Here is a 14,200-nt window from a genome sequence, read left to right on the forward strand (position 1 = left end):
GCCAACAAACCTGCCATCCACGAAACGCTCCGGCGCCGGCAGTCAGCGCCGGGGCGGCCGGCACCTGCCGGCCCACCCCGGAAGGGGACTTACATGTTCTCGATCAGCACTTCACCGAAGCCCGAGCACGACACCTGCGTCGCACCTTCCATCAGGCGCGCGAAGTCGTACGTGACGCGCTTCTGCAGGATCGACTTCTCCATCGCGGCGATGATCGTGTCGGCTGCTTCCGTCCAGCCGAGGTGGCGCAGCATCATTTCCGCCGACAGGATCTCGGAACCCGGGTTCACGTAATCCTTGCCCGCGTACTTCGGTGCCGTGCCGTGCGTCGCCTCGAACATCGCGACCGAATCCGACAGGTTCGCGCCCGGCGCGATCCCGATGCCGCCGACCTGCGCGGCCAGTGCGTCGGAGATGTAGTCGCCGTTCAGGTTCAGCGTGGCGATCACGTCGTATTCGGCCGGGCGCAGCAGGATCTGCTGCAGGAACGCATCGGCAATCGAATCCTTGATGACGATCTCGTTGCCCGTCTTCGGGTTCTTCACGCGCATCCACGGGCCGCCGTCGATCAGCTCGCCGCCGAATTCCTTCTGCGCCAGCGCGTAGCCGGCGTCACGGAACAGGCCTTCCGTGAACTTCATGATGTTGCCCTTGTGCACCAGCGTGACCGACTTGCGATCGTTGTCGATCGCGTACTGGATCGCCTTGCGCACGAGACGCTCGGTGCCTTCGGTCGACACGGGCTTGACGCCGATCCCCGAGGTTTCCGGAAAGCGGATCTTCTTCACGCCCATCTCGTCCTGCAGGAACTTGATGACCTTCTTCGCCTGCTCGGAACCCGCGGCCCATTCGATGCCCGCGTAGATGTCTTCCGAGTTCTCGCGGAAGATCACCATGTCGATCTTTTGCGGCTCGCGCACCGGCGACGGCACGCCCTTGAAGTACTGCACCGGGCGCAGACACACGTACAGGTCGAGTTCCTGGCGCAGCGCGACGTTCAGCGAACGGATGCCGCCGCCGACCGGGGTCGTGAGCGGCCCCTTGATCGACACCACGTATTCCTTGAGCACCTGCAGCGTTTCGTCCGGGAGCCACACGTCCGGGCCGTACACCTTCGTCGCCTTCTCGCCCGCGAAGATCTCCATCCAGTGGATCTTGCGCTTGCCCTTGTAGGCGTGCGCGACCGCCGCGTCGACAACCTTGATCATGACCGGCGTGATATCGAAGCCCGTACCGTCGCCTTCGATATAGGGAATGATCGGCTGATCGGAAACGTTGAGCGAGAAGTCCTTGTTGACGGTGATCTTGTCACCGCCTTCCGGAACCTTGATGTGCTGATACGGCATGATCGACTCCAGTGACGTGGCTGAGCAGGTGATGCTGGTCGAAGCTGCGCGCGCGGCGGGGGCGCGGCATGGCCACCCCGTGACGGCAACAGCGAGCCGCTATTCTAGCGCCCCAACCGGGCACTTCGGCATGAAGCGCGGCACTGCGTATCAAGACCCCACTTATGTCTTATATAAGACAGAGGACTTGGCGTTCCGTATTATGCATTAAGATTCCGCCATTTGCCATAGACCGCCCGCCCCCGCCTCCCGCGGCGCGCCGGGCGGACGACCCGCCATGAACCTGATCGCCCTCAACAAGCCGTTCGGCACGATTTGCCAGTTTTCCGCGCACGAGACGCGCCCGTCGCTCGGCGACTGGGTAAAAACGCCCGGCGTCTACGCGGCCGGCCGGCTCGACGCGGACAGCGAGGGGTTGCTGCTGCTCACCGACGACGGCGCGCTGCAGGCGCGCATCGCCGAGCCGCGCCACAAGCTCGTGAAGCGCTACTGGGCACAGGTCGAGGGCGCGCCGGGCGCCGCCGACCTGAAGGCGCTCGCGCGCGGCGTCGACCTCGGCGACTACGTGACGCGGCCATGCCACGCCGAATTCATCGAACCGCCCGACGCGCTGTGGCCGCGCAACCCGCCGATCCGCTACCGCGCCGCGATCCCGACGACATGGATCGAACTCGCGATCACCGAAGGCAAGAACCGGCAGGTGCGCCGGATGACGGCGGCCGTCGGCTTCCCGACGTTGCGCCTGGTACGCGTCGGCATCGGTGCACTGGATATATTCGCGCTCGACATTGCACCGGGAGAAACAATCGCGCTGCCGCCGCGCGCGCCGTGGGACGGTTTCGCGCCCGCCGGATGACGAATTCGGGACGGGCGAATTTTTCGTCATCTTTTTCGTCAACCGCCCGCGAAGATCGCGCGTTAAACCACGCAGATGCCAACCTTAGCTATCCGGCATTGGCAGCCGAACCGTGTTTGCGTCACGAAAGCGACGTTTTTATCGAATACGATTCGGCGCCCGCAGCGCAATGAGAAATTTCTCGAAGCGTCTGTCAACCGAAAGGTGGATGGCACCGTTAGACGACATGACTCCTATTGCCGGGTCATTTGGTTAATTAACTAAAGCTGAGGAACACAACATGAACAAACTGATCGCCGCTCTGGTCGCTGGCCTCTTCGCAACGGCTGCTTTCGCACAAGCATCGGCTCCGGAAGCTGCTCCGGCTGCTGCTGAAGCTGCTTCGGCACCGGCTAAGCACGCTGCTAAGAAGCACCACGCAGCTAAGAAGCACCACAAGGCATCGAAGAAGGCTGCAGCAAGCGACGCAGCAGCACCGGCAGCTGCTTCGAACTAAGTAAGCTTGCTGTAATAACGCAGTCAAGAACACGCAGTCTTGCCGTTCTTACGGCGTTGAAAGGCAGATCACCGCGAGGCGATCTGCCTTTTTCTTTTATGTGCCCGCCGGCGCGCATCGCGTACCATGCGGGTCTTGTTTTCCAGATAGGAGCCTTGCTGTGCAATTCTCCCTGCGCTCGTCGCTCGGCCGCCTTGCGCGCGCCGCCGTGTTTCCCGCCGCGCTCGCCGTCCTCGCGCTCGGCATGCAGGCCGCCAGCGCGCAAGTACCGCCCGGCGCCAAGCAGCCGAGCGAATTCCCGCGCGTGAAGCTGCGCGCCGGCATGTACGTGATCGACGCGGCCGTCGCCGCGAACGACCCCGACCGCGAACAGGGGCTGATGTACCGTTCGCAGCTCGCGCCGAACGAAGGCATGCTGTTCGTGTTCAACGAGAACGCGGTGCACTGCTTCTGGATGAAGAACACGCTGATCCCGCTGTCGATCGCGTTCATCCGCGCGGACGGCACGATCACCGACATCGACGAGATGAAGGCCGAGACGACCGACAACCACTGCCCGCGCAACAACGGCGTCTATGCCCTCGAAATGAGCAAGGGCTGGTTCGCGGCGAAGGGCATCAAGCCCGGGATGAAGCTCGAAGGGCTGCCGCAAGCCCAGTAACGGATATCGCCGCGCCGCCGACCCGCGTCACGTCACGTGACGTCACGTCACGCCGCGCCGCGTACCGACCCAAGCCGGCCGCCCGTTGCGCGCCGGCTTTTTTTTCGCCTGCCGGCGGCGGCGCCCGCCTTGATTCGGCCAACACTGCCCGCATCTGCAAAAGCCACGGACAAGCGCTATCCTTTAAATCTCGCTAGTCCAGCCCGGGCCGGCCCAGCCGGCCCGCTTACGATCCGAACCTAAGGAGGTTCACGTGCCCCGCAAAACCCCCATCGAGCGCTATCGCAATATCGGGATCAGTGCTCACATCGATGCCGGCAAGACCACGACGACCGAGCGCATCCTGTTTTACACCGGCGTGAGCCACAAGATCGGTGAAGTGCACGACGGCGCGGCCACGATGGACTGGATGGAGCAGGAGCAGGAACGCGGCATCACGATCACGTCGGCCGCGACCACGGCCTTCTGGAAGGGCATGGCCGGCAACTATCCGGAGCACCGGATCAACATCATCGACACGCCCGGGCACGTCGACTTCACGATTGAAGTCGAGCGCTCGATGCGCGTGCTCGACGGCGCGTGCATGGTCTACGACTCGGTCGGCGGCGTGCAGCCGCAGTCCGAAACCGTCTGGCGCCAGGCCAACAAGTACAAGGTGCCGCGCATCGCGTTCGTCAACAAGATGGACCGCATCGGCGCCGATTTCTTCCGCGTGCAGCGGCAGATCGGCGAGCGCCTGAAAGGCGTCGCCGTGCCGATCCAGATTCCGATCGGCGCGGAGGATCATTTCCAGGGCGTCGTCGACCTCGTGAAGATGAAGGCGATCGTGTGGGACGACGAAAGCCAGGGCGTGAAGTTCACGTACGAGGACATCCCCGCGAACCTCGTCGAGCTCGCGCACGAATGGCGCGAGAAGATGGTCGAGGCCGCGGCGGAAGCGAGCGAGGAACTGCTCGAGAAGTACCTGCACGACCATGAATCGCTGACCGAGGACGAGATCAAGGCCGCGCTGCGCAAGCGCACGATCGCGAACGAGATCGTGCCGATGCTGTGCGGCAGCGCGTTCAAGAACAAGGGCGTGCAGGCGATGCTCGACGCGGTGATCGACTACCTGCCGTCGCCCGTCGACGTGCCCGCGATCCTCGGCCACGACTTCCACGATCCGGAAAAGCCGGCGGAACGTCATCCGAGCGACGACGAGCCGTTCTCGTCGCTCGCGTTCAAGATCATGACCGACCCGTTCGTCGGCCAGCTGATCTTCTTCCGTGTGTATTCGGGCGTCGTCGAATCGGGCGACACGGTGCTGAACGCGACCAAGGACAAGAAGGAACGGCTCGGCCGGATCCTGCAGATGCACGCGAACGAGCGCAAGGAAATCAAGGAAGTGCGCGCGGGCGACATCGCGGCGGCCGTCGGCCTGAAGGAAGCGACCACCGGCGACACGCTGTGCGATCCGGCGAAGCCGATCATCCTCGAGAAGATGGAATTCCCGGAACCGGTGATCTCGCAGGCCGTCGAGCCGAAGACGAAGGCCGACCAGGAAAAGATGGGCCTCGCGCTGAACCGTCTCGCGCAGGAAGATCCGTCGTTCCGCGTGCAGACCGACGAAGAGTCCGGCCAGACGATCATTTCGGGGATGGGCGAGCTTCACCTCGAAATCCTGGTCGACCGGATGAAGCGTGAATTCGGCGTCGAAGCGACGGTCGGCAAGCCGCAGGTCGCGTATCGCGAGACGGTGCGCACGACGGCGTCCGACGTCGAGGGCAAGTTCGTCAAGCAGTCGGGTGGCCGCGGTCAGTACGGCCATGCGGTGATCACGCTCGAGCCGAACCCCGGCAAGGGCTACGAGTTCCTCGACGAGATCAAGGGCGGCGTGATTCCGCGTGAATTCATCCCGGCCGTCGACAAGGGCATCACCGAAACGCTGAAGAGCGGCGTGCTCGCGGGCTACCCGGTCGTCGACGTGAAGGTGCACCTGACGTTCGGCTCGTACCACGACGTCGACTCGAACGAAAACGCATTCCGGATGGCCGGTTCGATGGCGTTCAAGGAAGCGATGCGCCGCGCGAAGCCGGTGCTGCTCGAGCCGATGATGGCCGTCGAGGTCGAGACGCCCGAGGAGTTCATGGGCAACGTGATGGGCGACCTGTCGAGCCGTCGCGGCATCGTGCAGGGGATGGAAGACATCGCGGGCGGCGGCGGCAAGCTCGTGCGCGCCGAGGTGCCGCTCGCGGAGATGTTCGGCTATTCGACGTCGCTGCGTTCGGCCACGCAGGGCCGCGCGACCTACACGATGGAGTTCAAGCAGTACGCGGAAACGCCGGCCAACGTATCGGAAGGCGTGATCAGCGCGAAAGTGAAGTAAGCGCGGCGCGATCTCGCGCTGTCGCACGTAGCAAGGCCCGTCCGGAACCGGACGGGCCTTTTTTCATTCGTGCACGCCGTGCACGCGGCTTTTTTGATCGGCACGACCGGTATTTTTTTCGCGTGCCACAATGCAGCGCGAATCGTCAGATGGAACGTCCCGATGCCGCCCACCCCTGCCCTGCGCCGCCTGCTGATCCTCTATGCCGGCCTGATCGCCGCGAACGCCGCCGTCTGGCTGTGGGCGCTCGCCGTGTTGCGCGATCATCCGCTGCTGCTCGGCACCGCGGCGATCGCTTACGGGCTCGGGCTGCGTCACGCGGTCGACGCCGATCACATCGCCGCGATCGACGTTGCCACGCGCAAGCTGATGCAGGACGGCCAGCGTCCGGTGAGCGTCGGGCTGTTCTTCTCGCTCGGCCATTCGACGATCGTGATCGCCGCGACGCTCGGCATCGCGCTGACGGCATTCGCGCTGCGCGACCGGTTCGATGCGTTCCGCGAGATCGGCGGCACGATCGGCACGGCGGTGTCGGCCACCTTCCTGCTCGTGCTCGCGTGCGTGAACCTGGCGATCCTGCGCGACGTGTGGCGGCGCTATCGCGGCGCGCACGGGCATGGGCACGCGCACGATGCGGCGCATGTACACCGCCCGGCCGGGCTCGTGTCCCGGCTGCTGCGTCCGCTGTTCCGGTTCGTGTCGAAGAGCTGGCACATGTATCCGGTCGGCGTGCTGTTCGGGCTCGGTTTCGATACTGCAACCGAAATCGGCCTGCTCGCGATCGCGGCCACACAGGCGAGCCAGGGGCTGCCGGTCTATACGGTCATGCTGTTTCCCGCGCTTTTCACCGCCGGCATGACGCTGATCGACTCGACCGATAACGTGCTGATGATTCACGCGTATGGCTGGGCGATGGACGATCCGCAGCGCAAGCTGCTCTACAACGCGAGCATCACGTTCGTGTCGGCGGCCGTCGCGCTGGCGATCGGCGGGATCGAGGCAGCCGGCCTGCTGGCCGACAAGTTGTCGCTGACGGGCCCCGTGCGCGACGCGCTCGATGCGGTCGGCGAGCGCTTCGGCTCGATCGGCTACGGCATCGTCGCCCTGTTCCTCGTCTGCTGGATCGCATCGATCCTGTTCCACCGCTGGCAGCGCGCGGCCGATGCGCCCGCGCGCTGAACTTAGCTCAGACGTTTCATTCCGGAAACAAAACTCCTACCAAAGACGTTGCATGCGCCGTCGCGCGCTGCGCGCGCCTTGTGCCGCGGGCTCAAGCGGCCGATGGCACGGATCTGGCAGATAGGGCTTCGCACGGCGGGCCCGCATGCCGCTCCGCGATCGAGGCTGGCGTCCAGCGCCGGCCCGAAGGCGATCGGCTGCCGACAGGACTACGAACCTTTACCGGCCCCCTGCACTACACGTAGATTGCCGCGCGGCGACGAGGCATCGCGCGCATGGGGAGGCCATGATGCTCAAGACGAAACGACCGTTCCGCACGACGGGACGGTGCCATCGCGCAACCTTGTTCGCCGCAGCCGCGTTCGCGTGCTGCTGCTCGTATGCCGTCGCACAGGACGCGACACCGGACTCCGCGCCCGATGCCGTTGCCGGCGCGGACGCCGTCATGATGCTGGTCGACGACGCTTCGCCGTGCGCAGCGAATCCGGCTGCGTGCTCGGTGCACGTCTTCGCCGGTGGGCGCGCCGGCGGGAATGGCGCTGGTGCGACCGGCAATGGCAGCGGCAGCAGCCCCGGTAGCGGAAATGGCAATGGCGGCGGCAGCGGCAACAACGGGAACGGTACCGTCGGACCTGCCGGCGTCGGCGGAACGACGAGCGGAACATCCAGCGGTACGAGCGGTTCGGGTGGCTCGGGCCGCGGTGGCAACGCGTCTGGTAACGGTGGTTCGGGAGGGTCTTCCGGTGGGGGTTCTTCCGGCGGCGGCTCTTCCGGCGGTGGGTCTTCCGGCGGTGGTGGTTCTTCCGGTGGTGGTTCTTCCGGTGGTGGTTCTTCCGGTGGTGGTTCTTCCGGTGGTGGTTCTTCCGGTGGTGGTTCTTCCGGTGGTGGTTCTTCCGGTGGTGGTTCTTCCGGTGGTGGTTCTTCCGGTGGTGGTTCTTCCGGTGGTGGTTCTTCCGGTGGTGGTTCTTCCGGTGGTGGTTCTTCCGGTGGTGGTTCTTCCGGTGCTGGTTCTTCCGGCGGGGGTTCTTCCAGCGGTGGCTCTTCCGGTGGTGGCTCTTCCGGCGGCGGTTCTTCCGGCGGCGGTTCTTCCGGCGGCGGTTCTTCCGGCGGTGGGTCTTCCGGCGGTGGGTCTTCCGGCGGCGGTTCTTCCGGCGGCGGTTCTTCCGGCGGCGGTTCTTCCGGCGGCGGTTCTTCCGGCGGCGGCGGTCACGGCAATGGTGGCGGCCATGGCGATGGCGGTGGTCACGGCAATGGCGACGGCGGTGGTCACGGCGATGGGGGCGGCCACGGCAACGGCGGTGGCCATGGCAGCGGTGACGGCGGCGGTCACGGTAACGGCGATGGTGGTGGTCACGGTAACGGCGGTGGCCACGGCAACGGCGATGGTGGTGGTCACGGCAATGGCGATGGCGGCGGTCACGGTAACGGCGGTGGCCACGGCAACGGCGATGGCGGTGGTCACGGCAATGGCGACGGCGGCGGTCACGGTAACGGCGGTGGCCACGGCAACGGCGATGGCGGTGGTCACGGCAATGGCGATGGTGGTGGTCACGGCAATGGTGGCGGCCATGGCAACGGCGATGGCGGCGGTCACGGCAACGGCGATGGTGGTGGTCACGGTAACGGCGGTGGCCACGGCAACGGCGATGGTGGTGGCCACGGCAACGGCGGCGGCCATGGCAACGGCCATGGCAACGGCGATGGCGGCGGTCACGGCAACGGCGGTGGCCATGGCAGCGGCGATGGCGGCGGTCACGGCAACGGCGGTGGCCATGGCAGCGGCGATGGCGGTGGCCATGGCGACGGTGGCAACGGTGGCCACGGCAATGGCGGTGGCAACGGCAATGGAAACGGCAGCGGCGGCGCCGGCAATGGCGGGGCCAACGGTGTCGGCAATGGCCATGGCAGCGGGAACGGCAATGGCGGCGGTCACGGCAACGGCGGATCCTCCGGAGGCAACCACTGACCTGCAGCGTTGCCCGGCCGGGCGTCGTCAGAGCATCTCGAGCGCGCGCTTGCTGCGTGGCGGACGGAAGTACGCGTCAAGCTGCGCGCGCTCGTCGTCGCTGAACATGAAATCGAGCGCGGCCCGGTTGTCGCGCACGTGCTCGATGCGCGACGCCTTCGGGATCGCGAAAACCCCCGGCTGCGCGAGCACCCACGCGAGCGCGACGCGCATCACCGACACCCCGCGCTGCCGTGCGATCTCGTCGAGCGGCGAGCGCTTCGGCAGCCGTCCGTGATCGACCGGGCTGTAGGCCATCGCCGGCATCCCGTGCCCGGCAAGCCATGGCAGCAGGTCGAATTCCGGGCCGCGCCGCGCGATGTTGTAGAGGATCTGGTTGGTCGCGCACGCGCCGCCGCCGGCTTCATCGACGAGCTCGGCCATGTCGGCCGTATCGAAGTTGCTGACACCCCAGTGACGGATCTTGCCCGCGCGCTGCAGCGCTTCGAAGCCTTCGACCGTTTCATCGAGCGGCACCGAGCCGCGCCAGTGCAGCAGATACAGGTCGAGGCGATCGGTACGCAGGCGCTTGAGGCTCGCATCGCACGCGGCAACGACGCCGCGCCGGCTCGCATGATGCGGATAGACCTTGCTGACAAGGAACACGTCGTCGCGCAGGCCCGCGAGCGCCTCGCCGACCAGTTCCTCGGTCGCGCCGTCGCCGTACATCTCGGCCGTATCGACCAGCGTCATTCCGAGCGCGACGCCTTCGCGCAGCGCGGCGATCTCGTCCGCGCGCCGGGCCGGCCGCTCGCCCATCTCCCACGTGCCCAGGCCAAGCTTCGGAATCGTCTCGCCGTCCGGCAGGACGACCGTGGCGATCGTGTCTGTCATGCGTTCCTCGTTGCGGATTCGTGGCCGCGCACCGCGACCCAGGCATGGAATACGACGCATCAGTGTAGTCAATCGGCGCGCAATTCACCTATTGCACGGCAAAAACCGGCTATAACGGCGCCACGCGATGACTTAGAATGGCCGCAACCTGATCGATACCCACTCCATGAAGGCATCCACGGACGACCGCTGGCAGGACCTGCGCCCCGACCCCGACAACGACACGCCGCTCTACCTGCAGCTCGCCCGCAAGCTCGGCGACGCGATCCACGACAACCGCTGGACAGCCGGCGAGGCATTGCCCTCCGAGCGCGTGCTGTCCGATGCACTGGGCGTATCGCGCATCACCGCGCGCAAGGCGATCGCGCTGCTCGTCGAGCAAGGCCTGATTCGCCGCACGCAGGGTGCCGGCAATTTCATCCAGCCGCGCTACGAGGATCCGCTGTCGCGGCTGTCGAGCTTCAGCGAAATGCTCGAACGGCGCGGCTTCAAGCCGAGCTCGCAATGGCTCGCACGCGAGATCCAGCCGGCGAACCGCGACGAAGTGATCCAGCTCGGGCTGTCGCCGGCCGCATCGGTCACGCGCCTGAAACGCCTGCGCCTCGCCGACGGCATCGTGATGGCCGTCGAGAATTCGACGTTTCCCGCGACGCTGATCCCCGATCCGCAGGCAATCGGCGATTCGCTGTACAGCTATCTCGAAGCGCGCGGCACGCCGATCGTGCGCGCGCTGCAGCATTTCCGCGCGGTCAACGCGACCGACGAGATCGCCGAGCAGATGGGCATCGCACCGCACGACGCGCTGCTGCTGATCACACGAATCGGCTATACGTCGGACCAGCGCGCGATCGAACTGACCGATACCTACTGCCGCAACGACTACTACGACTTCGTCGTCGAACTGCGCAAGTAACGCAGGCCGCGCCGCCGGCGCTTATAGCCAGCGCGCATCGTCGGTGCCGGGCGGCACGGACGGGCGCGCAAGCGACGGCGGTGTCACCGATAACCGCTCGGCGGGCCGCACCGCGTCGAGCATGCCGAACGGCGACGCGATGCGCTCGATCCGGTCGCGTACGTCGGCGCGCGCGAAATCGGGTGCCTGCAGGCCGTCCGGCACGATACCGAACGACTGCAGCCAGCGGCCCGTCTGCGCGAGCGACAGTCGCACGTGCCAGCTTCCCCCTTCGCGTGCCCGGCGCGCGAGCGCGATCATCGCGCCGAACGCCGCGAGATAACCCGTTGCATGATCGAGCGCCTGGCACGGCAGGTGGCGCGGCGCGTTCGCGTGCGCGGCCTGCTGTTCCTGCCACGCGATCCCGCTCGCCGACTGCACGAGACTGTCGAAGCCGCGCCGCTGCGCCCACGGCCCCGCATGCCCGTATGCCGATATCGACACGCACACGATGCCGGGCCGCCGCGCCGCCAGCGCGAGCGGTCCGAAGCCGCGCGCCGCGAGCGCGCCGGGCCGGTACGACTGCAGGAACACATCCGCATCGCGTGCGAGCGCGTGCAGCGTATCGACGCCCGCGTCGTCGCGCAGGTCGATCCACGTCGAACGCTTGCCACGCCCGTTGTCGATCACGAGCGGCGCGATGTTCGGCAGGTGCGGGCCGTTGACGAGCAGTGTCTGCGCGCCGTGCGACGCCAGCGTGCGGCCCGCGACCGGCCCCGCGATGATCCGCGTGAGATCGAGCACGCGCACACCGGCAAGCGGCTGGCCGGCGTCGCCCCCGCCGATCGGCTCGACGGGGGCATCGCCGATCCGCTCGATCTCGAACAGCGGCAGCGAGGCGATCGCACGCGCCTGCTCGTGCGCCGACCACTCGTCAGGCGTTCTGATCAATGCGGCGCACAGCCCGGCCTCGGCCAGCGCGGTGTCGAGTTCTGCGCCGTCCCGCGTGCGGATCGCCGCGGCGACGTCGTCCCGCTTCGCGCCGCAGCCGAGCACGCCGAGCATCCCCTGCAGGTGATGCGGAAAGTTTGCGTGCAACTGGATCCAGCGCCCGTCGCGCGTCTCGTAGAAGCCCGTCACCGGATGACGCAACTCCGGCGGCGGGCCGTCGTCCACGCGCAGATAGCGTTCGCTGCGGAACGCGACGAGCGCGTCGCGCACCGATACGTCGACGGTTTGCGCAACGCCCGTGCGAAGCCGATGGCATTCGGCCGCCGCGAGCCCGGCTGCCGCGATCGTCGCCGCGGCCAGCGTGCCGACCCGGAAGGTCGACGGCAGCGTCGGGTCCTGCCCCGTCACGGTCGCGCGTGCCGGCGCGTCGGGGTCGCCGTGTGCGAGCCGCCACAGATGCGTCAACGCGAGTTCGGGTGTCATGGGGGGACGAGCCTTGGGGGAGACAGGATCGAGTCTAGAATTCGCGACCGTCGCGAGCAATCCTGGACGAAAGCCGGTCCGCCAGCGCCGGGAGGCTACGTCGGCAGCGATGCGGGCGCGTGACGCCGGCCGTCGCGCCATGCGACGAGCGGCCACCACCACGCCTGCGCGGCGCGCACGGCGGGCGCGTCGAGCGGACCGAACGCGAACGTCGCGCCGTGCGCCCCCGCGCTGACCCAGACGCGCATGCCGGGCGTGAGCGTCAGCGAATCGCCGGCGCCGAGCCAGTGATCGTCGATCCGGCCCTCGATCGTCACCCAGACCTCGCCGTCGGCCACCTCCAGTGCGGTGCGATCGACGATCCGCCACCGACCGGCCGGCTCGTCGCCTTCGATCACGTAAAGTCGCAGTTCGCGCATGGCAGCCTCCTGGTCGCACGGGTCCGATGGCACCAGTATTTCGGACAGCGGCAGCACACGGACAGATACGGCGGCAAACACTTTCGGCTGAACTGTACCGGTCACTCGACGAGGACAGGCACCCGCAGGCCGGACTTCGCACCGCCCTTGCGCCGAACCTGCACGGCGCGACGGCTTTCCCTACAATGTCGGCTGTCCCGCACCACCGCCCCGCCCCCATGTTCCAGCGCCCGCCTGCCGCCGCTCCCGGCGAAAAGAACCTCACCCTGATGCTCTGGCTCGTCGCAACGGGCTTCTTCATGCAGACGCTCGACTCGACGATCGTCAACACGGCGCTGCCGTCGATGGCCGCGAGCCTCGGCGAGTCGCCGCTGCGCATGCAGTCGGTGGTGATCGCGTACTCGCTGACGATGGCGGTGATGATCCCCGTGTCGGGCTGGCTCGCCGATACCTTCGGCACGCGGCGCGTGTTCTTCAGCGCGATCCTGGTGTTCTCGCTCGGCTCGCTGCTGTGCGCGAACGCGCATACGCTGCAGCAACTCGTCGCGTTCCGCGTCGTACAGGGGGTCGGCGGCGCGATGCTGCTGCCGGTCGGGCGACTCGCGGTGCTGCGCACGTTCCCGGCCGAACGCTACCTGTCCGCGCTGTCGTTCGTCGCGATTCCCGGCCTGATCGGCCCGCTGATCGGGCCGACGCTCGGCGGCTGGCTCGTGAAGATCGCGTCGTGGCACTGGATCTTCCTGATCAACGTGCCGGTCGGCGTCGCGGGCTGCATCGCGACCTTCTATTCGATGCCCGATTCGCGCAACCCGGCCGTCGGCCGCTTCGACCTGAAGGGCTATCTGCTGCTGACGATCGGCATGGTCGCGATCTCGCTGTCGCTCGACGGCCTCGCCGATCTCGGCATGCAGCACGCGGCCGTGCTCGTGCTGCTGATCCTGAGCCTTGCGTGCTTCGTCGCATACGGCCTGTACGCGGTGCGCGCGCCGCAGCCGATCTTCTCGCTCGAGCTGTTCAGGATCCACACGTTCAGCGTCGGGCTGCTCGGCAACCTGTTCGCGCGGATCGGCAGCGGCGCGATGCCGTACCTGATCCCGCTGCTGCTGCAGGTGAGCCTCGGCTACTCGGCGTTCGAGGCCGGGCTGATGATGCTGCCGGTGGCGGCGGCCGGGATGTTCTCGAAGCGGATCATCACGCGCCTGATCACGCGCTACGGCTATCGCAAGGTGCTGCTCGTGAACACGATCATGGTCGGCGTGATGATGGCGAGCTTCGCGCTGATGCGCGACACGGTGCCGGTCTGGGTGAAGGTCGTGCATCTTGCGCTGTTCGGCGGCTTCAACTCGATGCAGTTCACCGCGATGAACACGCTGACGCTCAAGGATCTCGGCACGGGCGGCGCGAGCAGCGGCAACAGCCTGTTCTCGCTCGTGCAGATGCTGTCGATGAGCCTCGGCGTCACGGTCGCGGGGGCGCTGCTCGCGACGTTCACGGGCATGCTGCGCACCGTGACGCCGAGCAACACGCTGCCGGCGTTCCATGCGACGTTCATCTGCGTCGGGATCATCACGGCCGCTTCCGCGTGGATCTTCGCGCAGCTCGCGCCCGAGATCCGCAGCACCGCGCGCAAGACCGACCCGTCCGAGCGCGCGTGACGCGTGACGCGCGCCGAACCGGGTCGGCGCGCACCATTGCGGTGCAGTCCGAGCCGTT

At 66.9% G+C, this 14,200-nt stretch carries 12 protein-coding genes; 7 read left to right on the plus strand and 5 right to left on the minus strand.

All coding sequences use genetic code 11. The features are described from left to right. Positions 1-89: 89 nt before the first annotated feature. Positions 90-1,346, minus strand: coding sequence for an NADP-dependent isocitrate dehydrogenase (icd, locus tag APZ15_RS00535; protein ID WP_006478026.1), 1,257 nt, complete (start codon positions 1,344-1,346; stop codon positions 90-92). Between the two features lie 277 nt (positions 1,347-1,623). Between icd and APZ15_RS00545 the strand changes: the two genes are divergently transcribed. The 5 genes from APZ15_RS00545 (at position 1,624) to APZ15_RS00560 (ending at position 6,903) form a co-directional block, all read left to right on the plus strand. Continuing rightward, positions 1,624-2,202 carry a pseudouridine synthase gene (locus tag APZ15_RS00545; RefSeq protein ID WP_027786658.1) on the plus strand — a complete coding sequence of 193 codons (579 nt, stop codon included), beginning with the start codon at positions 1,624-1,626 and terminating at the stop codon, positions 2,200-2,202. Between the two features lie 280 nt (positions 2,203-2,482). Then, complete coding sequence (locus APZ15_RS38535) at positions 2,483-2,698, plus strand: hypothetical protein (RefSeq protein WP_011352970.1); 216 nt, start codon at positions 2,483-2,485, stop codon at positions 2,696-2,698. A gap of 160 nt (positions 2,699-2,858) precedes the next feature. Continuing rightward, positions 2,859-3,359 carry a DUF192 domain-containing protein gene (locus APZ15_RS00550; protein WP_027786657.1) on the plus strand — a complete coding sequence of 167 codons (501 nt, stop codon included), beginning with the start codon at positions 2,859-2,861 and terminating at the stop codon, positions 3,357-3,359. A 253-nt stretch (positions 3,360-3,612) separates the two neighbouring features. Further along, entirely contained in the window at positions 3,613-5,724 is a 2,112-nt protein-coding gene (fusA, locus tag APZ15_RS00555; protein ID WP_027786656.1) for an elongation factor G, read from the plus strand. A gap of 162 nt (positions 5,725-5,886) precedes the next feature. After that, positions 5,887-6,903: a HoxN/HupN/NixA family nickel/cobalt transporter gene (locus tag APZ15_RS00560; RefSeq protein ID WP_027786655.1), complete on the plus strand. Its 1,017-nt coding sequence runs from the start codon at positions 5,887-5,889 to the stop codon at positions 6,901-6,903. Positions 6,904-7,138: 235 nt separating this feature from the next. Here APZ15_RS00560 and APZ15_RS42650 read toward each other — a convergent pair whose 3' ends face one another. Continuing rightward, positions 7,139-8,836 (minus strand): hypothetical protein, encoded by a 1,698-nt coding sequence (locus APZ15_RS42650; protein WP_155522848.1) that lies wholly within the window; start codon positions 8,834-8,836, stop codon positions 7,139-7,141. Between the two features lie 60 nt (positions 8,837-8,896). Further along, positions 8,897-9,742, minus strand: coding sequence for an aldo/keto reductase (locus tag APZ15_RS00570; protein ID WP_027789298.1), 846 nt, complete (start codon positions 9,740-9,742; stop codon positions 8,897-8,899). 166 nt (positions 9,743-9,908) lie between these two features. Between APZ15_RS00570 and APZ15_RS00575 the strand changes: the two genes are divergently transcribed. After that, positions 9,909-10,655 carry a GntR family transcriptional regulator gene (locus APZ15_RS00575; protein ID WP_027789297.1) on the plus strand — a complete coding sequence of 249 codons (747 nt, stop codon included), beginning with the start codon at positions 9,909-9,911 and terminating at the stop codon, positions 10,653-10,655. A gap of 21 nt (positions 10,656-10,676) precedes the next feature. Here the strand turns inward: APZ15_RS00575 and APZ15_RS00580 are convergent, their stop codons facing one another. Together APZ15_RS00580 and APZ15_RS00585 are read right to left on the minus strand one after the other, a co-directional pair. After that, positions 10,677-12,068: a CoA transferase gene (locus APZ15_RS00580; RefSeq protein ID WP_027789296.1), complete on the minus strand. Its 1,392-nt coding sequence runs from the start codon at positions 12,066-12,068 to the stop codon at positions 10,677-10,679. 95 nt (positions 12,069-12,163) lie between these two features. Further along, entirely contained in the window at positions 12,164-12,487 is a 324-nt protein-coding gene (locus APZ15_RS00585) for a DUF2917 domain-containing protein (RefSeq protein ID WP_027789295.1), read from the minus strand. A 218-nt stretch (positions 12,488-12,705) separates the two neighbouring features. Here APZ15_RS00585 and mdtD point away from each other — a divergent pair, with 218 nt between their 5' ends. After that, entirely contained in the window at positions 12,706-14,142 is a 1,437-nt protein-coding gene (mdtD, locus tag APZ15_RS00590; protein WP_027789294.1) for a multidrug transporter subunit MdtD, read from the plus strand. The last annotated feature ends 58 nt before the right edge of the window (positions 14,143-14,200 follow it).

The sequence above is a fragment of the Burkholderia cepacia ATCC 25416 genome (genome assembly GCF_001411495.1).
Classification (GTDB): Bacteria; Pseudomonadota; Gammaproteobacteria; order Burkholderiales; family Burkholderiaceae; genus Burkholderia; species Burkholderia cepacia.